Annotated in this window: 23 protein-coding genes and 1 pseudogene; 6 read left to right on the plus strand and 18 right to left on the minus strand. The window is 37.6% G+C overall.

Annotation, left to right across the window (positions count from 1 at the left end; translation table 11 throughout):
- Window positions 1-53: 53 nt before the first annotated feature.
- On the minus strand, window positions 54-1,130 hold the full coding sequence (locus ANG_RS06180; RefSeq protein ID WP_003033542.1) for an aspartate-semialdehyde dehydrogenase: 1,077 nt from the start codon (window positions 1,128-1,130) through the stop codon (window positions 54-56).
- A 346-nt stretch (window positions 1,131-1,476) separates the two neighbouring features.
- On the opposite strand from ANG_RS06180, the gene ANG_RS06185 reads away from it, so the two are divergent.
- Entirely contained in the window at window positions 1,477-2,178 is a 702-nt protein-coding gene (locus tag ANG_RS06185) for a YoaK family protein (protein WP_003033549.1), read from the plus strand.
- A gap of 161 nt (window positions 2,179-2,339) precedes the next feature.
- Here ANG_RS06185 and ANG_RS06190 read toward each other — a convergent pair.
- From ANG_RS06190 to ANG_RS06200, 3 genes and pseudogenes are all read right to left on the minus strand, one after another.
- Window positions 2,340-2,810, minus strand: a pseudogene (locus ANG_RS06190) (DNA alkylation repair protein); the annotation flags it as partial.
- 1 nt (window position 2,811) lies between these two features.
- On the minus strand, window positions 2,812-3,354 hold the full coding sequence (locus ANG_RS06195) for a GNAT family N-acetyltransferase (protein WP_003033609.1): 543 nt from the start codon (window positions 3,352-3,354) through the stop codon (window positions 2,812-2,814).
- A 103-nt stretch (window positions 3,355-3,457) separates the two neighbouring features.
- Complete coding sequence (locus tag ANG_RS06200; RefSeq protein WP_025271807.1) at window positions 3,458-5,128, minus strand: formate--tetrahydrofolate ligase; 1,671 nt, start codon at window positions 5,126-5,128, stop codon at window positions 3,458-3,460.
- A 138-nt stretch (window positions 5,129-5,266) separates the two neighbouring features.
- Here ANG_RS06200 and ANG_RS06205 point away from each other — a divergent pair, with 138 nt between their 5' ends.
- From ANG_RS06205 to ANG_RS06225, 5 genes are all read left to right on the plus strand, one after another.
- Entirely contained in the window at window positions 5,267-5,959 is a 693-nt protein-coding gene (locus tag ANG_RS06205; protein WP_003033644.1) for a phosphopantothenate--cysteine ligase, read from the plus strand.
- Window positions 5,956-6,507: a phosphopantothenoylcysteine decarboxylase gene (gene coaC / locus ANG_RS06210; protein WP_003033596.1), complete on the plus strand. Its 552-nt coding sequence runs from the start codon at window positions 5,956-5,958 to the stop codon at window positions 6,505-6,507. The genes ANG_RS06205 and coaC overlap by 4 nt, the downstream gene beginning before the upstream one ends.
- On the plus strand, window positions 6,491-7,054 hold the full coding sequence (locus tag ANG_RS06215; RefSeq protein ID WP_003033598.1) for an ECF transporter S component: 564 nt from the start codon (window positions 6,491-6,493) through the stop codon (window positions 7,052-7,054). Before coaC ends, ANG_RS06215 begins: the two co-directional genes overlap by 17 nt.
- Window positions 7,055-7,232: 178 nt before the next feature.
- Window positions 7,233-8,951 carry a phospho-sugar mutase gene (locus tag ANG_RS06220; RefSeq protein ID WP_003033584.1) on the plus strand — a complete coding sequence of 573 codons (1,719 nt, stop codon included), beginning with the start codon at window positions 7,233-7,235 and terminating at the stop codon, window positions 8,949-8,951.
- Window positions 8,952-9,207: 256 nt separating this feature from the next.
- Window positions 9,208-9,555, plus strand: a complete 348-nt coding sequence (locus ANG_RS06225) for a thioredoxin domain-containing protein (RefSeq protein WP_003024197.1) — start codon at window positions 9,208-9,210, stop codon at window positions 9,553-9,555.
- 113 nt (window positions 9,556-9,668) lie between these two features.
- Here ANG_RS06225 and mutY read toward each other — a convergent pair whose 3' ends face one another.
- The 14 genes from mutY to ANG_RS06285 form a co-directional block, all read right to left on the minus strand.
- A complete protein-coding gene (gene mutY / locus ANG_RS06230) occupies window positions 9,669-10,838 on the minus strand; it encodes an A/G-specific adenine glycosylase (protein WP_025271808.1) in 1,170 nt (389 codons plus the stop codon).
- 147 nt (window positions 10,839-10,985) lie between these two features.
- Window positions 10,986-11,534: a site-specific integrase gene (locus tag ANG_RS10950; RefSeq protein WP_003033629.1), complete on the minus strand. Its 549-nt coding sequence runs from the start codon at window positions 11,532-11,534 to the stop codon at window positions 10,986-10,988.
- Between the two features lie 21 nt (window positions 11,535-11,555).
- Window positions 11,556-12,122: a site-specific integrase gene (locus ANG_RS10955; protein WP_003033619.1), complete on the minus strand. Its 567-nt coding sequence runs from the start codon at window positions 12,120-12,122 to the stop codon at window positions 11,556-11,558.
- 61 nt (window positions 12,123-12,183) lie between these two features.
- On the minus strand, window positions 12,184-12,408 hold the full coding sequence (locus tag ANG_RS06240) for a hypothetical protein (protein ID WP_025271809.1): 225 nt from the start codon (window positions 12,406-12,408) through the stop codon (window positions 12,184-12,186).
- A 110-nt stretch (window positions 12,409-12,518) separates the two neighbouring features.
- Complete coding sequence (locus tag ANG_RS06245) at window positions 12,519-12,914, minus strand: hypothetical protein (RefSeq protein ID WP_003033670.1); 396 nt, start codon at window positions 12,912-12,914, stop codon at window positions 12,519-12,521.
- Between the two features lie 19 nt (window positions 12,915-12,933).
- Window positions 12,934-13,245 carry a hypothetical protein gene (locus ANG_RS06250; RefSeq protein ID WP_231847258.1) on the minus strand — a complete coding sequence of 104 codons (312 nt, stop codon included), beginning with the start codon at window positions 13,243-13,245 and terminating at the stop codon, window positions 12,934-12,936.
- A 180-nt stretch (window positions 13,246-13,425) separates the two neighbouring features.
- Window positions 13,426-13,689: a hypothetical protein gene (locus ANG_RS06255; protein ID WP_003033614.1), complete on the minus strand. Its 264-nt coding sequence runs from the start codon at window positions 13,687-13,689 to the stop codon at window positions 13,426-13,428.
- 20 nt (window positions 13,690-13,709) lie between these two features.
- Window positions 13,710-14,072, minus strand: coding sequence for a hypothetical protein (locus tag ANG_RS06260; protein WP_003033578.1), 363 nt, complete (start codon window positions 14,070-14,072; stop codon window positions 13,710-13,712).
- Between the two features lies 1 nt (window position 14,073).
- On the minus strand, window positions 14,074-14,868 hold the full coding sequence (locus ANG_RS06265) for an LPXTG cell wall anchor domain-containing protein (RefSeq protein ID WP_003033553.1): 795 nt from the start codon (window positions 14,866-14,868) through the stop codon (window positions 14,074-14,076).
- A 34-nt stretch (window positions 14,869-14,902) separates the two neighbouring features.
- The gene (locus tag ANG_RS06270) at window positions 14,903-15,973 is read right to left on the minus strand and encodes a phage tail tip lysozyme (protein WP_003033561.1); all 1,071 of its coding nucleotides are present in this window, start codon (window positions 15,971-15,973) and stop codon (window positions 14,903-14,905) included.
- Window positions 15,954-16,142, minus strand: a complete 189-nt coding sequence (locus ANG_RS11460) for a hypothetical protein (protein ID WP_003033662.1) — start codon at window positions 16,140-16,142, stop codon at window positions 15,954-15,956. Before ANG_RS11460 ends, ANG_RS06270 begins: the two co-directional genes overlap by 20 nt.
- Before the next feature lie 36 nt (window positions 16,143-16,178).
- Window positions 16,179-18,356 carry a hypothetical protein gene (locus ANG_RS06275; protein WP_003033652.1) on the minus strand — a complete coding sequence of 726 codons (2,178 nt, stop codon included), beginning with the start codon at window positions 18,354-18,356 and terminating at the stop codon, window positions 16,179-16,181.
- Window positions 18,356-20,863: an ATP-binding protein gene (locus ANG_RS06280; protein WP_025271810.1), complete on the minus strand. Its 2,508-nt coding sequence runs from the start codon at window positions 20,861-20,863 to the stop codon at window positions 18,356-18,358. Before ANG_RS06280 ends, ANG_RS06275 begins: the two co-directional genes overlap by 1 nt.
- Complete coding sequence (locus tag ANG_RS06285; RefSeq protein ID WP_003033543.1) at window positions 20,841-21,275, minus strand: TcpE family conjugal transfer membrane protein; 435 nt, start codon at window positions 21,273-21,275, stop codon at window positions 20,841-20,843. Before ANG_RS06285 ends, ANG_RS06280 begins: the two co-directional genes overlap by 23 nt.
- Window positions 21,276-21,284 lie beyond the last annotated feature (9 nt).

The raw sequence follows: 21,284 nt of genomic DNA on the forward strand, positions 1-21,284 counted from the left end.
ATCCTTCCTCTCCTAGCTTGCAAAGTACAATAATATGAATGCTATCTCATACTTCATTTCATCTCAAAAACAACTTCTGCTATTGGATGCACCAAGCCACGTTCATGCAAGGTCTCAGCAATTTGAACAGAATTCCAAGCCGCACCTTTGAGCAGGTTGTCTGAAACCACCCACATATGAATCCCTTTTTCAGCATCCAAATCTTTGCGGATACGACCAACAAATGTTTCTTTTTTGCTGACAGCATTAACAGCTTGAGGGTAGATTTGATGAGCAACATCATCCTCTAATACTGCTCCAGGAAAATTGGCAATAGCTGCTTTGACCTCTGCGATGGGTGCTACTTCTTTTGTCTCGATGTAGACAGACTCTGAGTGCGCTGAAAGAACAGGGATACGAACACAAGTAGCAGAAACCGCAATCGTGTCATCTTCCATGATTTTTTTGGTTTCATTGGTCATCTTCATCTCTTCGTAAGTGTAGTCATTGTCCGTGAAAACATCAATTTGAGGAAGAGCGTTGAAAGCAATCGGATAGTGCTTCTTGTCACCACCAGAAGGCAAAATCTCTGCCTTGATATCACGCGGATTGACACCGTTATTTAAGACCTCCCGCAGTTCACGCTGAGTCTCAAGAATAGCCCCCATACCAGCACCCGAAACGGCCTGATAGGTCGATACGATGATACGCTCTAGGCCCCATTTCTGACGAACAGGTTCCAGCACCACCATCATCTGGATAGTGGAGCAGTTTGGGCAGGCGATAATTCCGTTATGAGCATCAAGTGCATGTGCATTGACCTCTGGTACAACCAAAGGAACATCAGGATTCTGACGGAAATGAGAGGTATTGTCAACGACAACAGCTCCTGCTTTGACAGCGTAAGGAGCATACTTGGCAGACGTTGAGCCACCTGCTGAAAAGAGAGCGATATCTACACCTTCAAAGGCAGTTTCCGTTGTTTCTTCAATTGTGATGTCTTGGTCTTTAAATTTCAAAACTTTCCCCGCTGAACGAGCTGAAGCCAAGTAGCGTACTTTCTCAATCGGAAGAGTTGATTCTTCCAGCATTTTGATCATTTGAGCTCCAACGGCACCTGTAGCACCTACCACAGCAACTGTGTATCCCATAACATACCTCTCTGAATTTTCAAAAAATTTGTGTATTGCTGGTATTATACTACTTTTCTAAAGAATTGAAAAGACTTATAAGAAAAAAATCCCCACTAAAAAGTAGGGATTAAGGGCACTTTCGTGTGATGAGCAGGTTCACACAACTCATCAAGGTCCGCTCCTGCGTATATGACCTCCCATGCTCAATATGTGGCTTGCGCCACCTATCGACTCATCGCATATCTAGCATTCTACTATAGAGAATCCTAAAAGTCAAACTATTTTTTATGAGAGATTTTCTAGCTTATCCATATTTGAAATTGGTGCCTTAAAAGAGTAAAATAGTCTTTAGGAGGATAAAGTTATGGATACTACGAAACAGCCTGTCCCCATGCCTCAAGATAGGCGAACAATGGCTCTCTTGCTCGGAGCTGTGGGTGGTTGCCTAGACGTTTTTTCGCATATACAATTTAGTACACTAATCGCCACTCAGACAGGGAATATTATTTTAATCGTAGCCGATTGGGATGGGCCGACCGTAAAGACTGCTTACCGTATTCTTTCGCTTATCTTCTTTACCTGTGGCTTTGTCCTCGGTATTCTACTTAAGGAACGGGCGCAAAGCTCACATTGGCGTACTTGGGGAGTCTTACCGTTAACTCTCACGACTTTCCTCTTTCCTTTCTTTCATTCTCATTATTTTATCTGGGTGATATTGCTTGCAACCTCTACCGGAATGGTCATGCTAACTTATACAGGCTCAAAAATTGAGTCTTATCCCTACATGATTATGATGACTTCAGGAAACTATCGGAGAATGGTCACTGCTTGGTATGAGTATATTCGTTTTAAAGACCGCAGACATATTATTAGAAGGCAAGCGGCTAATTACTCTATGATTGTCGCTAGTTTCATCGGCGGTGCTATTTTTACTGGATTTCTCACACGTTTCATTCATCAATACGCTATCTGGACAGTCACTACTATTTTGACGATTATTATCATTCATTATACTAGATACAATCATATACATCACTTAGAGCAAAAAATATCTAACACTCAATGAAAATCGAAAAGCAAACTAGGAACTAAGTAAGACAAAAAACCGAACCAATCCTCTTGGGTAATGCTCACAAAGAGAATTGGTTCGGTTTTTGCTAGTTCATCAATACTTGCCTGCGATATTTCATTTATCGATCCTCTTCATCAGTTTTTAACTACTGATGGGACATCTGTTTCTTCTTTTTGAAGCAATTGGTGTTCAATGGCAAGGCGCCGCAGCCAAAAATCTTCATCCCTGCTCCACTCCAACACAAATTTCTTTGTCTCAGGATAGTGCAGGCAAATAAAGCCTACTGAGCGGCACAAAAAGTCAATCGTGTCCCACCATGGCTTTGTTTGTGCTAATTTCTTTATCTTTGGCAAATCGTTTGAGGTCAAAAATTTTTGTTTTAGTTTTAAATAATCCAGCACCGCATATTGCATTTCACGATAGGGGTTCTCCCAAGCCTGATTGACAAATTCCCAATCTATCGTAGACTTGTGATTTTTCTTAAAAAATATCTTAGAAACTTGGCGTCTAACAGGTGTTTTAACTCCTAAAAACTCAAATTGGTCTTTCATATATGCTTTCATGTGAATAGCATCTTCAGGATTTGCTACTTCTTTTAATTCTTGGAAAATATCTTCTACTTTCATATTACCATTCACTTTCAACATTCATATCTTTGAATAATTTAATTGGTCTTGCTGGTTTATCTAAACTCTTCTGCAACCAAACTGTATCATGCCAGCAGTCAAATTTATAGCCGATTTTTGGGAAATGTGCTACTTGCTGATAACCACGTTTTTTATGGAAAGAAATACTGGCGTCATTCGGCAGAGCAATACAAGCTAGAAAATGAACAAAACCTTGCTGTTCAAGAATTTCTTCCAATTTGTCATAAAGCTGCTTCCCAATCCCTCTGCCGCGATTCTCATCAGCTACATAGACCGATAGTTCAACAGCCCAGTTGTATGCCTCTCGACCATAATAAGTCGAAGCATAAGCATAACCCAGAATGACTCCCTCTTCTTCAGCCACCAGATAAGGATACCTTTCCAAGGTCTTCTCAATCCGACCAGAAAATTCCTCCACCGACGGAACATCATACTCAAAAGTAATGGCTGTTTTCTCCACATAAGGTGCGTAAATAGCTACAAGAACAGCGGCGGCGTTTTTATTTGCTAATCTGATGTTCATCCGAACCTTCCTTTCTTCTTATTACTTTCATAAAAATGAAGTATATCACCATGTATATTTTACCAAATTCAAAAAGAAAAGGCTCTCTCGAACCTTTTTCGTTTTAAAATAGTCCAATAGCAGTTCCGTCTGCTGCTACGTCCATATTGAGGGCTGCTGGGCGTTTTGGCAGACCGGGCATCGTCATAACATCACCAGTTAGGGCGACAATAAAACCTGCACCCAATTTTGGAACTACTTCGCGGATAGTGATTTCAAAGTTTTCTGGCGCTCCTAGAAGATTTGGATTATCTGAAAAACTGTACTGGGTCTTGGCCATACAAATTGGCAGCTTATCCCAGCCGTTCTTGACAATTTGAGAAATTTGAGTTTTTGCTTTCTTTTCAAAATTGACTTTTGTTCCACGATAGATTTCCTTGACAATTTTCTCGATTTTTTCTTCGATAGACAGATTGTTGTCATAGAGTCGAGTGTATTTGGCAGGTCTCGTTTCAATCGTTTTGACCACAACTTCCGCAAGAGCCAATCCACCGTCAGCACCATCTGCCCAGACACTAGCCAATTCCACCGGGACATCAATCTCTGCACAAAGTTCCTTGAGAACGGCAATTTCAGCTTGGGTGTCCGTCACAAATTCATTGATAGCCACCACGACCGGAACACCAAATTTACGGATATTTCCCACATGGCGTTTGAGGTTGGCAAAACCTGCTTTAACCGCTTCAACATTCTCAGTTGTCAGATCTTCTTTAACGACACCACCGTTCATTTTCAATGCTCTAAGAGTTGCAACAATAACCACTACATCTGGAGCAGTCGGCAGATTGGGCGTTTTGATGTCTAGGAATTTTTCAGCCCCTAGATCCGCACCGAAGCCAGCTTCAGTCACCGTGTAGTCCGCCAAATGCAAAGCTGTTGTCGTTGCCAAAACGGAATTACAGCCGTGAGCAATATTGGCAAACGGTCCACCGTGAACAAAGGCAGGGGTTCCATAAATAGTCTGTACTAGATTGGGCTTTATAGCGTCTTTCAAGATGAGAGCAAGAGCCCCTTCTACTTCCAAATCTCGAACATAAACAGGCGTCCGATCATAACGATAACCAATAACGATATTAGCTAGACGTTCTTTCAAGTCTTCAATACTTGTCGCTAAACAGAGAATAGCCATGATTTCAGATGCAACCGTAATATCAAAACCATCTTCCCGCGGAATTCCATTAACCGGACTGCCCAGACCGACGGTCACATGCCGCAAAGCACGGTCATTCAGATCTACCACGCGCTTCCAGATAATGCGACGTTGGTCAATTCCTAGAGCATTTCCTTGATGTAAATGATTATCAATCAAAGCAGAAAGGGCATTGTTGGCAGTGGTAATCGCATGCATATCTCCTGTGAAATGCAAATTGATGTCTTCCATTGGTAGAACCTGTGCATAACCACCTCCAGCGGCTCCACCCTTGATTCCCATAACTGGTCCAAGAGATGGTTCACGAATAGCAATCATGGTTTTCTTGCCGATTTTATTGAGAGCATCCGCTAAACCAATAGTAATAGTCGATTTCCCTTCGCCAGCCGGTGTTGGATTGATTGCTGTTACCAGAATCAGCTTACCAACTGGGTTCTTTTGCAATTCCTGAATCTTATTAAAAGACAATTTAGCCTTGTATTTACCGTAAAGCTCCAAATCATCGTAATCAATTCCAACTTTCTTCACTACATCAGCAATCGGCTGCAAGTCAACACTCTGAGCAATTTCTATATCCGTTTTCATTTGGAATCCTCCAGTTTTGATAGGATTATTATACCAAAAAAATAAAGAAAACAAACACTTTCAAAGCTAAACTTCTCAAAAACGTTCGGGAAAGTCTTTTTGATTTACTAATGAGGCTTTTTTGTGTAAAATCTAAATATGAAATTATTGATTACTTCTGGTGGAACGAGCGAAAAAATCGATCAAGTTCGTTCTATTACGAATCACTCAACAGGAAAGCTTGGTGCTCTTATTGCGGAGAGTTTTTTAGCACAAGGCGATCAAGTTACATTAGTCACTACACAGAATGCTGTCAAACCTGCTGCTCATCCAAATCTAACTATTCAAATCATTGAAAATGTACAAGATTTGCTGGAAACAATGCAGCCTTTGGTCAAAACTCATGACGTTTTGATTCATTCAATGGCTGTCTCTGACTATACCCCTATTTATATGGCAGGATTTGACCAAATCACTGCTTCACAGGATTTAACAGAATTTTTGAACAAAACAAACGTACAAGGGAAGATTTCATCAAAAGATGAATATCAAGTGCTCTTTCTCAAGCAAACACCGAAAATTATCAGTCGAGTAAAAAATTGGAATCCAAATATCCGTCTAATTGGTTTTAAACTCTTAGTTGGTGTTTCTAAAGAAGAATTACTGACAGTTGCTCGTGCTAGTTTCATAAAAAACAAAGCAGAAATAATTGTGGCAAATGACTTGTATGATATTTCCAATAATCAACATCATGCTTACTTAGTCAAAGAAAATTCTGTGATAAAAGTTAATACCAAAGAGGAAATCGCTCAACAACTCGTAACACACATTCACGCAAAGGATAATCTATGAAACATATTACTTTAGCTGTCACAGGAAGCATTGCCGCATATAAAGCTGCTGACTTGACCAGTCAATTGACAAAAGACAATCAAAAGGTGACTGTTCTGATGTCTCAAGCAGCCACAAATTTCATTACCCCCTTGACTTTGCAGGTATTGTCGAAAAATTTAGTGCATACAGATGTTATGGACGATCCTACGCCAAACAAGGTCAATCATATTGAAATTGCCAAGCAAACGGATCTTTTCTTAGTTGCACCTGCTTCTGCCAATACAATCGCTAAATTAGCCAATGGCTTTGCAGACAATATGATAACCAGTACCGCACTTGCTCTGCCATCAACAGCCAAAAAGGTATTAGCCCCAGCTATGAATACCAAAATGTATGAAAATCCAATCACTCAAGAAAATCTATCTAAATTAGAAAAATACGGCTGGCAAATGATTCAGCCTAGAGAAACCGGCCTCGCCTGTGGCGACAAAGGAATCGGCGCACTTGCTTCTGTAGAAACAATTATAAAAAAAGTAAAGGAAATGATTTATGAAGAAACAATCTAATATTGCTCAAATTGCTATCTTTTTTGCGATTATGCTCGTCATTCATCTATTGAGTTCAGTAATATTTAACCTTTTTCCCGTCCCAATCAAACCAACGATTGTCCACATTCCCGTTATTATTGCAAGTATTTTATATGGACCAAAGGTAGGTGCTATTTTAGGGGCGCTAATGGGTATCATTAGTCTGGTTACGAACACACTTGTTCTCTTGCCAACCAGTTACTTGTTTAGCCCGTTTGTCCCTAATGGGAATATTTATTCGCTCATCATTGCCCTCGTTCCGCGAATCTTAATCGGAATTACTCCTTATTTTGTTTATAAATATCTTAAAAATAAGACCGGACTTATCTTAGCTGGAACAGTCGGTTCATTGACAAATACTATTTTTGTTTTAGGAGGGATTTTCCTACTATTCTCCAAAGTATATAACGGAAACATTCAACTACTGCTTGCTTCTGTCATTTCAACCAATTCCATTGCTGAAATGATTATTTCTGCGGTTCTAACAGTTACCATTATTCCAGTCCTTGAAAAAGTTAGAAAATAATCACGTGAAATCGTGATTTTTTTATGAAAAAATGCTATAATGAAAACGGTTAAACAATGCAGAAAGCTGAAAAATTGAGAAAACTGGATGTGCTCGCTCCTTTATTAAATAGATAATGACATTTCCTGTTTTCACTGATTTTTCATAAGCTTCCCTATTTTAAAAAGGAGATTTCGTAATGACTTACCAAGAAAATTTCAAAAAATGGCTTGATTTTGCAGAACTTCCAGACTACCTTCGTAAAGAATTGGATTCGATGGACGAAAAGACAAAAGAAGATGCTTTTTATACCAATCTTGAATTTGGTACTGCTGGTATGCGTGGTCTGATAGGCGCTGGTACGAATCGTATCAATATTTATGTCGTTCGTCAGGCAACTGAAGGTTTAGCACGTTTGATTGATGAAAAAGGTGAAGATTTCAAAAAACGCGGTGTCGCTATCGCTTATGACTCTCGTCACTTCTCTCCAGAATTCGCCTTTGAATCTGCTGCTGTTTTAGCAAAACATGGCATTAAATCTTATGTATTTGAAAGTCTCCGTCCAACACCAGAACTGTCATTTGCGGTTCGCCATTTAGGAACTTTTGCTGGAATTATGATTACTGCTAGCCACAATCCTGCTCCATTTAATGGTTATAAAGTTTATGGTGAAGATGGGGGGCAAATGCCACCGCATGATGCTGATGCTCTAACAGCTTATATTCGTGCCATTGAAAATCCATTTACTATTGAAGTAGCTGATGTTGAAGCCGAAAAAGCATCTGGATTGATTGAAATCATCGGTGAAAATGTCGATATTGAATACCTAAAAGAAGTAAAAGACGTGAATATCAATCAACACTTGATTGACGAATATGGCAAAGACATGAAAATTGTCTACACTCCGCTTCACGGTACAGGTGAAATGTTAGCACGCCGAGCATTTGCCCAAGCTGGTTTTGACTCTGTTCAAGTCGTTGAAGCTCAATGTGTGCCAGATCCAGACTTCTCCACTGTCAAATCACCAAATCCAGAAAACCAAGCTGCTTTCGCTCTTGCTGAAGAATTGGGACGTAAAGTTGGTGCGGATGTCCTTGTCGCAACAGACCCAGATGCTGACCGTGTGGGCGTTGAAGTTCTCCAAAAAGACGGCAGCTACCGCAATCTTTCAGGAAATCAAATCGGTGCGATTATGGCCAAGTATATCCTTGAAGCGCACAAGACTGCTGGAACACTTCCCGCAAATGCAGCACTTTGCAAATCCATTGTGTCTACCGATCTTGTGACCAAGATTGCTGAAAGCTACGGCGCTACCATGTTTAACGTCTTAACTGGTTTCAAATTTATCGCTGAAAAGATTCAAGAATTTGAAGAAAAACACAATCACACTTACATGATGGGCTTTGAAGAAAGCTTTGGCTACTTGATTAAACCATTTGTACGTGATAAAGATGCTATCCAAGCTGTTTTGGTCGTAGCTGAGCTTGCAGCTTACTACCGTTCTCGCGGCTTAACTCTTGCAGACGGAATTGAAGAAATCTACAAAGAATATGGTTATTATGCTGAAAAGACGATTTCAGTTACTTTGTCTGGTGTTGATGGCGCTGAACAAATCAAAGCTATTATGAGCAAGTTCCGTGACAATGCACCGAAAGAATTCAACGCTACTGCTATTACAGTCACAGAAGATTTCAAAGCACAAACCGCTACCGATTCTGACGGTAATGTAACGAAATTAACAACTCCAGCAAGTGACGTATTAAAATACACACTTGCTGATGGTTCATGGATTGCTGTACGTCCTTCAGGAACTGAACCAAAAATCAAATTCTACATTGCTGTTGTCGGAAATTCTAGCCAAGACGCTCAAGCAAAACTTGCAAAAATTGAAGCAGAAATCAATGATTTTGTAAAATAAGCAAAAAGTAAGAAGGTTTTGATTTCTCAGTCTAACTTCTACAATATTCAAACTTCGAGTCTGGGACAATAATATCTCAGGCTCGAACTGCTTTTATAATAGAAAATAATATTTTCTCTGTTTACAACTTCAAACAGTCTAGCAGACTGTTGTCCTGTTTCACTTCTCTTTCAATATTTTACATTTCATTTCAAATCTCTGCATTATTTTCCTATTTGTGGCATACTAGAATGAACAAAAGAAATGAGGTTATTTTATGGATAAATTTACACAAGATATCAAAGATTTAGAAGTCACGACTGTTGAACGTGCCCGACAAGCCATTGCAAATAAAGAAAATGCAACTTTTTTCATTGGGCGTAAAACGTGCCCTTACTGTCGTAAATTCGCCACTACGCTAGCTAGTGTTGTCGCTGAAACTCAAGCACATATTTTCTTTATCAATAGTGAGGAACCTAGTGAACTGGAAGAGCTCCAAGCTTTTCGTTCCGAATATGGAATCCCAACTGTACCAGGATTTTTACATACAGAGAATGGTCATGTGACTGTCCGTTGTGACTCTTCTATGACGGCTGACGAAATCAAGACATTCGCTAACTTATAAAAATGAAGCTGAGATAAATCACCAACTTCACAGCATATTATAAACCAACTAGGCAATAGCTTTTTACAATCACAAAGCGAGGCAGGGAGCATATTATCCCTGCCTCTTAACATTTAATTTCCTTTTAATTTTCCTTTTTGAAAAGTTTGCCACATCTTTTGCTGAGGTTTAGCAAATGGATAGTTGGTAAAGTCATCAGGATGCAGCCACAGAACTTGTTCCTCTTTTTGATTTTTTATCATATTTGCTACTCGACCGTAAAGCAAACGAATCTGCCACTTGCGATGACTAAATACATGCTGAATCTGTGGGAAGTGTACTGACTGCCAATCCACTACTACATCATAATCCTGTTCAAAGCTTTCTTTGGGAGATAAGTCAAATGAAACTTGATTTTCAGCTATTTCAAAAAGCGATAACTGTTCATCATCAGGAAATTCACCTACTTCAATTAAAGGAAAATGCCAAAATCCGGTCAAAAGGCCGCTAGTCTCATTTTTTTCCAAGAGAAACTGTCCTTGAGCATCTTGGATAATCAAACCATATAAATAAACTGGAACTGGTTTTTTCTTAGGAGCTTTGATAGGGTACTTCTCCATGGTTCCATGTAAGTAAGCAGCGCTAAATTCCCTTACTGGACTGTCATCAGGTCTAGGGTTGATAGGTGCTTCAATATCTGAGCCTAAATCCATCAAAGCTTGGTTGAAATCTCCCGGTCTTTGGGGGTCAATCAGAATTTCCATCATCGCTTGAAAAACCTTTCGGTTAGCAGGGACACCAATATCCAAATTCACTTCAAATAAACGGCTCAGGACCCGCATAACATTCCCATCAACCGCTGGCTCAGGCAAACCAAAAGCAATACTTGCAATAGCTCCTGCTGTATAAGGACCAATTCCTTTCAGACTAGAAATCTCCTCGTAAGTGTGAGGAAACTCGCCACTAAAATCTGTCATAATCTGCTGAGCAGCCTGTTGCATATTGCGCACTCGCGAATAATATCCTAGTCCCTCCCATGCTTTTAATAAGCGTTCTTCTGGTGCCGTTGCCAAATCTTTGATTGTCGGAAACCAGTCTATAAAGCGCTCATAGTAAGGAATGACCGTATCTACTCGCGTCTGTTGTAGCATAATTTCTGAAATCCAAATATGATAAGGATTACTGCTTCTCCGCCAAGGCAAATCACGTTTATTCTCATCATACCAAGCTAATAATTTTTGGCGAAAGGAGGCAATTTTTTCATCCTCCCACATCTCAATTCCATATTTTTTCAAATCTAACATAACTTTAGTATAACATAATCTATCCATTTTTACCGAGACAAACCAATACAAACCTATTCATATCAGCCTTTTTCAAAAACTTAACACACCTTTAAATAAAACAATATTAGACAAAATTCGTCGTTTTTTCTCTCATTTTTGGTTAAGTTATGGTACATGCAAATCAATCTGTTCCAACTTATCAACCACTTCTAATTTCATGTTCTGAGTAACATGAGTATAAATCGACAATGTTGTTTTTTCATTTGAATGTCCGACTCTTTCCATAATAGCCTTTAAAGGAACACCTAACTCTGATAACAAAGAAATATGCGAGTGTCTAAAAACATGGCTAGTCAACCTAAAACCTTCTATTTTTCTAACTCCTGACCTCTCAAAAGTTCTCCTCAAAAAACAATTAAAAGTATTCAATGATATAGGGCATTTCCCCTTATAAATAAACACTAAATCAACTTTAGCTTCAAGTTGACTATATTCATTTAAAATTTCAACCACTCTACTTGTTACTTTTATCCTACGGACAGAACTAACAGTCTTAGGAGAACTCAAATAATAATTCTTTACGCTCCCTTCTGTAATCAATGTATTCTTAATATAAATCTCTTTTGCTTCTATATCTACATATTTCCACTTTAACCCTAGCGCTTCACCAACTCTCATTCCTGTCAAATACAGAAATTCTGCCAACAAAACCAATCTTTTATCTTCATTTGAATTTCACAAATAAAGTAAATATTCACTCATTTCGTCTTTCGATAAAAAATGCTCCTTTTTTCGCTGGATCATTTGAACATTCTTTTTAGCCTTCGGTAAAACAATTCTTTCAACTGGGTTTTCTTTAATATAACCAACTTTAAAACAATAAGAAAAAAACGAATCTAAAACCGTTCGAAATAATTTACGATAACCCACCGACCAATCATTTACCATCAAATACTTTTGCAACATCACATTTGACACCTGTCTAACCTTTTTTGTACCAAATTTCCTTAAAAAGGCATCAAACATCACCTTTTGTCTAACATATGTATTCCTCTTTAATTCCGACTCTCGAATAAGAAAAAACTCACCAGCTATTTCAGAAACTAATAAATCTTGTGAAACACCAAATACTGTATTTGTCTTTCGTTCAATTTTAGCTTCTAAAACTTTTCTTGCTTCAGCTTGAGCTGCCCTTGTCTTAGAAGTTAATGTACACGATACCTGTTTCCACTTCCCCTCACTTTCATCATAATATTTCTCGTAATAACGCACTTTTTTAGCACCAATTACCTTAAAAAACATAGAACCTCCTATTTCTAGCAGGTATATCTTTAGTCAATACCTACAATTATATCATTTAAACTTATTTTTTCTCTTTATACAATAAAAACAAATAGAAACCTCTCACATTAATCATGACTTTTCCACCCGTTCCAATCGAAATATTTTTAAATTTTCTAATAGCCTTTGCTTCTTCTAAATGTCTCTCAATTGTTTTAACAGAAATAGCCGAAAACCAACTCTCTTTCAACTGTTTCTTTGAAACAAATTTATCTGGATAATTATTATATAATTCTTGTACTTCCAAAAGTTTTTCCTCACTTTCTTATAATTACTAAAAAAATAAAGCAAGCCATTATTGACTTGCTTTCATACTCTCTTTAATTGATGTTCATACAACTATTCAATAAATACTAATTAAGAAGAAGCCGTCAATGCTGTAAATATCATTGACCCACCAAATATAACAACGATTGCAGCTCTTAAAATTGGATTATTTATATCTTTAAAAATAATAGCTACTAAAATAACTGAAATGACTATTAAAAATATCAACGTCAACATAGAATAACCACTCATTCTAGAAAATACATGAACATGATACCATATTAAAAATCCAGCAAGAGTCGTAAAAATTAACGCAAACCCTAAAAGATACCATGCCTTCCCATCATCTTTAAACATAATATCAACAGGATTTGTCACTCCTACTACAGAACTATTAAACTCCCTCAACTCATGCAAATAATACAAAGTACTTGCAACATACAATAATTGAGCAAGCAAATTCCCTAAAATTTCTTCAAATATCATCTCAAAATATTCTCTCATGTTAACCTAATAATCCCTTTTCCTTCATAAGAACTTCAACATAATAAAACTTCTTTTTCTTATCATAAACTCTATAAAAATAAAAGAGTATTAAAAAAGAAACAATCACAAATAACGTGATACTTAAAAACATTAAACCATTCATCAAAACCAAAGATTTCTCACTACCACCATAAATTCCTGTAACCTTATTAGAAAAATCTACGAATAGTTTATATAAACCACCTAAAAAAGCAAGAAACATCACAAGAACTAGTGAATTAGCTATTGTGCCTTTTCTTTCCGAAATGGACTTTAACTCACTATATTCCATCTTTAGCTCATCATCAGAATAAGACTTTACTTTGTTGATATAAGCAACATTAAGACCACTATGCTTTTTAACAATTAACTTTAAAAAAAGTTTTTTATCTTATCACTATTGTTACTCATAGCTTAGCCTCCTATTCTATTCCTAATAAAATTATAACATAAATACAAAAAAACAACTTCCTCAACGTCCATTCCACCGAGAAAGATACCATTTAATTTCTTCTATATTTTCATCAACAGAATAGCCTAGAGTCCATTCTACGTGTAGATCACGAAACTCAACCATATCTTCATCAATAACATTGAAATAAGCAAAAATAAACTCTGAACCACCAATTAAAAGAGATAGCGTTTGTTGACCGCCATCTCCTCTAACAAAAATATGATAAGAAACTTCAATTCCTAAAGAATCTCTTATATAAGAAACAATCTCTTCTTTTGTCATTAATCTTTTCACCTTTTATTTTAAACCTCTCCAGCAGCAAAATATTCTTTTATCCTACGTTTGATATCATCAATTTTATCGACATAATCATTAAGTTCAAAAAATAATTCATCTACATCACCATGAACTGTACTTAATTCTTCTGCAAATGCCTGTTGAATCTCTTCCTCGTGCTCTCTAACCCACTGAAAAGCACTCGAAAACTTAGAACACCATTCATACTCTCGAATATCATACGTATAAATATCTTCACATACACTTTCAATTTTTGAATCATCCTCTAAGCTAAGCCACATACCTCTATTTATCATGCCATAAGTCACATCATCAAACACCAATAAGTTTTCATAAAAAGGAATTTCTGAAAGAACTAATTTTTTCATTTTACTTACCTCCAAATTTAATTTTTTTCAACACTCCTAAAGCAACTAACATCAAAACACCTACAAAGCTCATTCCAATACTAGCAACCGTTCCCGTTTTAGGTAAAACTTTTAATTCACCTTTCTCATCTTTCAAGGCAACTGTACCATCTTGTTGCTTAACTGCTCCAATTTCAGATGCATTCTTCAGTTCAACTGCTCCATCTGGATTTTGAACATAAACTTGTCCTTCTTTTGTTCCAACAACTGTATGACCTGTATTCGTCACAATTGGTTGCTTCTCAATTTGTTCTTCCGTAACATTGATTTGTTTTGGAGTATCAGTCGCTTTGACACCTGTATTTTCTTCTGCTTTCTTTTCCTCTGGTGTAGGAATAATCGGTTTTGTAGTCTCATCCGTCTTAGGAGTTTCTGCAGGCTTTTCTTCCTTTTTCTCCTCTTGAGAAGGTGTCGCCTCTTCCTTCTTTTCCTCATTCTTTGAAGGTTCAGTTGATGGCTCAACTGGTTTTGTGGAAGGTTCGCTTGGTTCGACTGGTTCCTGATTTTCCCCTGACTTATCTGGAATAGTCGGATTAACTGGTGTCTCGGGAGTTACCTCACCCGTTTGCGTTTTGTCGTCTTTGGGTTTCTCCTCTTTTTCCGTCGGAACTGGAACTTTTTCATTATCCGAAGGAGAAGGAACTACTACATCTACTGGACTTGTTACCTTTCCTTCTTCCGCTAAAGCAGCCAAAGGGCTTGTACCTAAAACACTAACTGCTACTAATAAACTTGCAACTACTTGCTTTTTCTTCATTTCTTTTTTCCTCATTTTCTTTCTATTAGTCATTTCAATGACCGTCTACATACCATAACTGACTAGCTGTTCCCTTATCTAATACCCGATAGGAAACCGTCATTGCTGGTACTCCGAATACATTCATTTCTGAAATTAAAATGGTTCCATCACTTCTTACCTCTTCACAAAAAGCCACATGACCATAAGTTGGATCAGAACCAGCCAAACCTTGAACAAAGGAAACTGCTGTATGCTTTTTCGGTGTATGGCTAGAAGAAAAACCTGCTTTTCTAAACCAATCACCACCATTTCCCATAAAGGAATCAAACTGAATGCCTAACTGTTTTGCACGATTATAAACATACCAGGTACATTGACCTGCTGGATAAGAACCACTTCCGTCGTATGCATGACCATCATATTGGCTGATATTGCCCCAACCTGCAGGAATCGCTGTGGTACTTGTACCCGTATTATTATCCTTAGAAAACGTACCTTGTGCTGTTTTCAAAATATCATAGATGACTTCTGCCCACTCTTCAATCGCACTTACCTTCGTTTGAGAATCGGAAATTGCCACTCCTTCATAATATTGTGACCAATCCCTAGCTGCCTGTTTCGGATCTCCACTAGAGCCCATTTTTATAACCACTCTAGCATAAGCTCCCTCTAACTCGGTACTCATCAAATCCATTTGAATTTGTTTATCGAGTTTCTTTTCTTTCGCTTGACCCCAACGATTGCCATTGATTATACTACCCCAACCAGACCACTGATAAAAACCAGCTACACCACCACTAGGATTCACCGCCTTTACATCAAAACCACATTCTCGATAAGCTACCGCCAACGAACCACTAGTCGCCTGAAGCGTAAAATGATGACGGGAAATGAGTCGATTTGCGAAATCCAACGCATTTTGTGCATTGTCTTCACTCAACTGCCGACCTGTTTTTTCTGTAAATTGTTGCGCAAAGTCTTTAGCAGAGATGGTAATGCCTCCTGTTGTGGATTCAAATGTTTGTGAATCAGCAGCTCCACCTCCAACAATTAGAATCATAAAGCTTAAAAAAAGAGTAAGAAGCAAAAACAAACCAACTAAGCTACGTTTTACTAGTTTCATTTTTTCCTCTTTTCAAACAATTCTCTTGAATAGCCGATTTTTCTTCTACAATAGGAGAGCTTTCTAAAGGTTCTTTAGACTGAATGGACGGTATTTCCTGTTTCCGTTTCAATTGTTCCCTATGAAATTCTCGTTTCATTTGCGGCTTGACCAATTCGTTTTCAACCATAGAAGAAAGTGTTGGCTTCTCATCAGACTGTTGTTGTTAATATTCCCTAAAAGCAACTTGTTCTCTTTTGCGTTCTTCTTGTCTTTCTTGACGTTCCAAGTAACGATTTTCTCGTTCTTTGAAAGCTACTTGAGCAGGGGCATTCGTATCTCCAGCTAAATCATGTAACTTAGACCGAAGACGTTCTCCTTTTGGAATGGTTGCGACATGACGTAAATGATCTGCCGTATCTAATAAACGTTGTTTAAATTCCGTTCTCTTATCCAAAGCCACCTGTTTATCCAATGTTTCACCTGCACCATAACGAAGCGTATCATAGCCTTCTAATGCCCGATTAGCTCCTTGCTTCATGGTGTTTTTAGTTGCTCGAAACAATGTTCGCACCCCAGAAGATGATGGAATAGATGGCTCTAAAACTTCATTCCCTAGACTATCTGCCAAAGGTTGTGATGGTTCAACTGCTGAACGATCTAGAGTTCGATTTTTGGAGAAAGGGTTCACCGTTGGAATTAAATCTGGTTGGTACAAGTGCCCAAGATTTTGTTGAACACGTTGTGCCACTTCTTGAGCAGACAAGGTGCCTCGAACAAACAAACCCATTAACATGGAGCTACAACGCCAAAGGACAAACCAAATCAAGCCCTGCAGAATTGCTACCCAGAAATAAACCTTACTCATACCGCCTGCGACCCCTTCAATCAAACTATTGATAAAGAGAAAAGCCCGAATCCCAAAGAGACCCAAACCACCTAAAAAAGCAAACTGAAGAATCTTCTTTCCTGCATTCCCCAGAACCTGCTCAAAGCTTGGAATCATGGCAATAAAGAGTAAGAAAACCAAGGCTACAATCATCAGAAGTACCATGTACTTAAAGACTAGCGAAATCAAACCAATCATAATTAAAGCCAGACCAACTACCATAGCCTTCACTAATGACGCAAAAGCAGTTAGGAACTTGCTACCAATACTTGACCAAGATAAATTGGATATTTTTTCATTTTCATCTGAAAATGTCTTTACATCTTTAGTTTTCCCCTCTGTTTCAAACAAAGCCCTCACTTTCTCTTCTGAGACATCTGTCGTATTGAAGTTTAAAGCGAGAAAAGGTTTATAGACCATTTCTTGAAAAATCGCTTCTTTAACCGTTGCCAAGTTATTGGCATTTGTGCCAATGGATTGATGTTCTTTATCCAGCTGATCAAAGCCAGAAATCGCAATCTTTGTCATATCCGAAGAAACACTATCCACAATCTGAATCACTCGAGACAGATTATATTTGGCTTCAAACTGTTGATTCCCAACATTCGTTGAAAAAATAGACGGACGATACAAAAACAGCGCTAAGAACCAAACCAACAAAAAGCGAAACATTTGAAAAGGGAAACGTTTCGTTTTAAAAAACTCTACCAAGCCACCTATCATCGCTAACGCATAAACCAAATATTGGTAATCATCCATAAAGGTTTGAAACATTTGAGCCGAGAAAGAAACAATCTGATCCAATACTTGATAGACATTTGCACTAAAGACTTGTTCTAAAATGATAATCACTAAGCAATATAGTGTCTTTGTCACAAAAAACAAGCCCTGCACAATGGCATTAACGACTTTAGGAAAAATATCTGTTATTCCAAAAAAGCCATCTTCCAAATAAATATAACTCGTTAATTTAGACAATTTTGTGGGATCAACCGTATTTTTAGCCTGTTCCAAATAAGTCTGTGCTTCTTCCCGCTTTTTAGCAGCTTCTTCTAAAGAAACAAATTTTTCTTCATAGTTACGAATGGTTGTCCGCAAACCTTGTATCTGGCTTGAATCATTTTTATCCGCATTCTTTGCAATGTAATTTTTAATACTTTCAATATCTCTTGCAGCCTGTTCTAATTCTTTTACAGTTGGAGATTTTTTCTCTAGTGTTTGGTCTACGCGTTCAGCTACTTGCTTAACACTCTCATAGGAAGAATCCTTTTGAATCGCTCGCTCGTTTTTTTCTTTTTTCTCTTGTGCTTGCTTCTTTCTAGCTGCTTCCTGACTTTGACTTTCCTGGACATTGACAGGTACATAACCCTGATTTGAATTTTTGGGAATGATTTTCTCATTTGGATTTGGAACAGTATTATAACCATTTATTCCTGGAGTATCTGCCAAAACACTAATTGGAAGAAATAATAGAAACAGACTAACAAATAATAGCTGTTTCATTGTTTTATTCATTAAGCCACCTCCTGCTCTTCAGGTTTCCGTACTGTTTCAAACAGTTTCGCAATTTCTGGGAAAAACAAACCATCAACCGTCACTCGCTCTACGCGACCATAAGTATCTTTATAGAGACATTGAGCCTTAGTCATATTGTTAAACCACTCTTTACTCTCTTCTGTAACTTGCACTTTCAAGCGACGGAGTACCTTTTCTGCTGCATTCTCCGCTTCATTATGAAAACAGAAATACATCCCAAAGGCAGAGGTTTCTCCATCTTCTCGGTTTGAATCATCTGGTTCTTGCGAAATAAAGACCAAGAAATTATTTTGAGAGCGTCCAACCCGTTTGATTCGATTTAACAAGCCACGACCGTAAGCCGTAATTTTAAACAACCAGGCTTCATCCATAAACTCTACTGTCTTACTAGCATAATCCCGTTCACCAAACTTGATACAATAATGACCTAAAGCGTACATCACCGCCAAAGACTTCTTATTTTCATAAGATAATTGCACCTTTTCGTCATTTGGTAAATCTAAGTTCGCAATTTCCAAGATTGTATTTCGAGCTGTGAAGTCAACTGCTGGATTGATACCGTCAGAAAAAATCAAGCTCAAAACCGAATCCTTCGTTTCTTCTATCAACAGTTCCGCTGTCTCTCGAACCTCTTCATTTTCATGTTTAGCTAAAGCCTTAAAAACAGAAAGTGTCCCAACTTTTTCTCCTTTTGCCCGTCTTTCTGCAAACTCTCGAATCATTTTTGATAACTCTGTCTTGAATTTTTTCTCTTTGTCAAGAGGCATAAACTCATCAATCATCGAAATAATCAAGCCTTTTGCCTGTGTACGATCTAAAAAGACAAGCGGATCCAATACTCCAGCATTTTCTTCCTTAGTATAATCTAATGTGATAAAATGAAGACTTCGGATATAATCTTGAATTTCTGGAAAACAATCTGTCTCCTCTAATTCTCTTAACATCTTTTCATACCAATAACGCTTTTCCATTTTCGGATCAATATATAAGGTTTGGTCATTGAGTAAACTAGAGTAGAAATGAAGCATACTAGCCGCAAATGTCTTCCCTCTTCCTGTATCTCCTGATATAGAAATATGAGGATTGTTTGTCTCTCTACCGTCTGCCTGCTCATTCGCTTCTAAAATATTAACAAAGACTGGTTTATCACTTGCTGCAATCGCTTTTTCAAAGCGAGAATGCCAAGACTTTCTTTGATTATCAATCATGCCAAAATAAAAGCCAATTTCCTCACCAACCATTTGACTTGTAAAAAACAAGTCTTCCGCAAAAGCTCCCGCTTCAACTGGCTGAATAAAATTCTTATCTCCTGGCATAAGAATTTCACCAAAACGATTTTTTGAAAACAAATATAACTGATAAGGTGTTGCCCTGGAAAGACTAATCTTACTATCTTTCATGGAATCCATGAGAATATTGATTTTTTGTTTTAAAACTGTATAATCTGCATCCGATACGACCATCGTCTGCAAATAACTAATCATTGGAATACCTTCATCAATCTTCTCTTCCATTTTTTCAACCAAGTATTTTGATTGACCAACCGACTTCTTCCCAACCGAATCCGCCTGTTGGGCTTCTGTTTGTGCTCCCTTTAATCTCGCACGGGCAAAACGTCCTTTTGTACGAATATTATTAAATGGCAAACCTTTCGTTTTCGAAAACTTTGCTTTCGTCCACACCTCAACTGGAAATCCTAACGCTCTGGCTCGTTCAATTGTATGCAAATAAGAAGCATTCTCTGCTTTATAAGCCACTGGCAAAAATACCACATACTGACTACCTTCCTCATTAAACAACTCCAAAACATTCATCTTCTTAAAGTCAACTGACTTATCCCCTAGATTTCCCATATAATTTTCAACCAACTTCACTTCATACTCTTTATCTACGTTTAAAGAATGAAGATAAGCATACCGATTGACAAAAATCGTTTCTTGGGTTTCTAGCCGTCTAAACTCTAACAAATCTAGCTTTTTTTCTAATTCTTCACGTTGACGAACATACTTTTTTTCCCAGCCTTCCAAAACATTCTTTTGAAAGCCTAAATTTTCAATCAGTAAATCAGAAGCAGCTTGAATAGAAGATTGGATTACTTCTTTTACATCTACCGAAATAGAAAAAGATTTTAACGGAATCGAAATGAAATAATGATAATCGCACAATTCCTTCGTAGCCATCAAATAATCATAAGATTTTTCCAAAACAGAATACGCCATTTCTTCCGTATCCTTAGAAAATTTATGAGATAACTGTCTAAATTTCCCCAACAAATCTTTTGGAAAAGGTAACATGACAACATCAAAATCACCATATCCTTTTATTTCTTCCAGCCAATCTACCACTAAATTCTTAGAATCCTCTTTTTTAACTTCATCCACTGGATTGAGAACTTGTGGTTCGATTTCATACAAAGCAAAGACACTTCCATCTTTCTTTAAAATCAGATTTTCAACAATATCTTCAACTTCGTTGTTTAATGCCATTCTTTTTCCTCTCTTTCTTTAAAATGTAAGATGGTTTAAAATACAATAAACCATCATTCAAATAGAAACGTTTTCGCTTTCGTCCGTATTTCCAATAAAAACGGACATAATCTTTTAAAAATTTTCCTACTGGCTGTTGTTCAATTTTCAAATCTGATAAAATGATCCCCAAACTCCAGATTGGAAGAAAGCCTAAGGTTGCCCAAAAGATCAACGGAATCGGAATCACTTTCTCTACACGAGACATTAGCCACAAATACAACACATACAAGATTAAACTCCAACCAATCGTTGATAGTTTAATCGCATTTGACAGAGATATTTTTTCAGACAGCTTCTGAATCCAAATGGGTTGCTCTAAAGCCGACCGATAATTATAGACTTTTTTATCTACTCGCTGTTTTTCTGCCATTACTTACCC

The organism is Streptococcus anginosus subsp. whileyi MAS624, assembly GCF_000478925.1.
In the GTDB taxonomy this organism is placed as follows: Bacteria; Bacillota; Bacilli; order Lactobacillales; family Streptococcaceae; genus Streptococcus; species Streptococcus whileyi.

Coding starts and splice junctions, on each gene's coding strand:
- ANG_RS06180 (WP_003033542.1), bottom strand. CDS start 1,130: ATGGGATACACAGTTGCTGTGGTAGGTGCTACAGGTGCCGTTGGAGCT.
- ANG_RS06185 (WP_003033549.1), top strand. CDS start 1,477: ATGGATACTACGAAACAGCCTGTCCCCATGCCTCAAGATAGGCGAACA.
- ANG_RS06195 (WP_003033609.1), bottom strand. CDS start 3,354: ATGAACATCAGATTAGCAAATAAAAACGCCGCCGCTGTTCTTGTAGCT.
- ANG_RS06200 (WP_025271807.1), bottom strand. CDS start 5,128: ATGAAAACGGATATAGAAATTGCTCAGAGTGTTGACTTGCAGCCGATT.
- ANG_RS06205 (WP_003033644.1), top strand. CDS start 5,267: ATGAAATTATTGATTACTTCTGGTGGAACGAGCGAAAAAATCGATCAA.
- coaC (WP_003033596.1), top strand. CDS start 5,956: ATGAAACATATTACTTTAGCTGTCACAGGAAGCATTGCCGCATATAAA.
- ANG_RS06215 (WP_003033598.1), top strand. CDS start 6,491: ATGAAGAAACAATCTAATATTGCTCAAATTGCTATCTTTTTTGCGATT.
- ANG_RS06220 (WP_003033584.1), top strand. CDS start 7,233: ATGACTTACCAAGAAAATTTCAAAAAATGGCTTGATTTTGCAGAACTT.
- ANG_RS06225 (WP_003024197.1), top strand. CDS start 9,208: ATGGATAAATTTACACAAGATATCAAAGATTTAGAAGTCACGACTGTT.
- mutY (WP_025271808.1), bottom strand. CDS start 10,838: ATGTTAGATTTGAAAAAATATGGAATTGAGATGTGGGAGGATGAAAAA.
- ANG_RS10955 (WP_003033619.1), bottom strand. CDS start 12,122: ATGTTTTTTAAGGTAATTGGTGCTAAAAAAGTGCGTTATTACGAGAAA.
- ANG_RS06245 (WP_003033670.1), bottom strand. CDS start 12,914: ATGATATTTGAAGAAATTTTAGGGAATTTGCTTGCTCAATTATTGTAT.
- ANG_RS06250 (WP_231847258.1), bottom strand. CDS start 13,245: ATGGAATATAGTGAGTTAAAGTCCATTTCGGAAAGAAAAGGCACAATA.
- ANG_RS06255 (WP_003033614.1), bottom strand. CDS start 13,689: ATGACAAAAGAAGAGATTGTTTCTTATATAAGAGATTCTTTAGGAATT.
- ANG_RS06260 (WP_003033578.1), bottom strand. CDS start 14,072: ATGAAAAAATTAGTTCTTTCAGAAATTCCTTTTTATGAAAACTTATTG.
- ANG_RS06265 (WP_003033553.1), bottom strand. CDS start 14,868: ATGAAGAAAAAGCAAGTAGTTGCAAGTTTATTAGTAGCAGTTAGTGTT.
- ANG_RS06270 (WP_003033561.1), bottom strand. CDS start 15,973: ATGAAACTAGTAAAACGTAGCTTAGTTGGTTTGTTTTTGCTTCTTACT.
- ANG_RS11460 (WP_003033662.1), bottom strand. CDS start 16,142: ATGGTTGAAAACGAATTGGTCAAGCCGCAAATGAAACGAGAATTTCAT.
- ANG_RS06275 (WP_003033652.1), bottom strand. CDS start 18,356: ATGAATAAAACAATGAAACAGCTATTATTTGTTAGTCTGTTTCTATTA.
- ANG_RS06280 (WP_025271810.1), bottom strand. CDS start 20,863: ATGGCATTAAACAACGAAGTTGAAGATATTGTTGAAAATCTGATTTTA.
- ANG_RS06285 (WP_003033543.1), bottom strand. CDS start 21,275: ATGGCAGAAAAACAGCGAGTAGATAAAAAAGTCTATAATTATCGGTCG.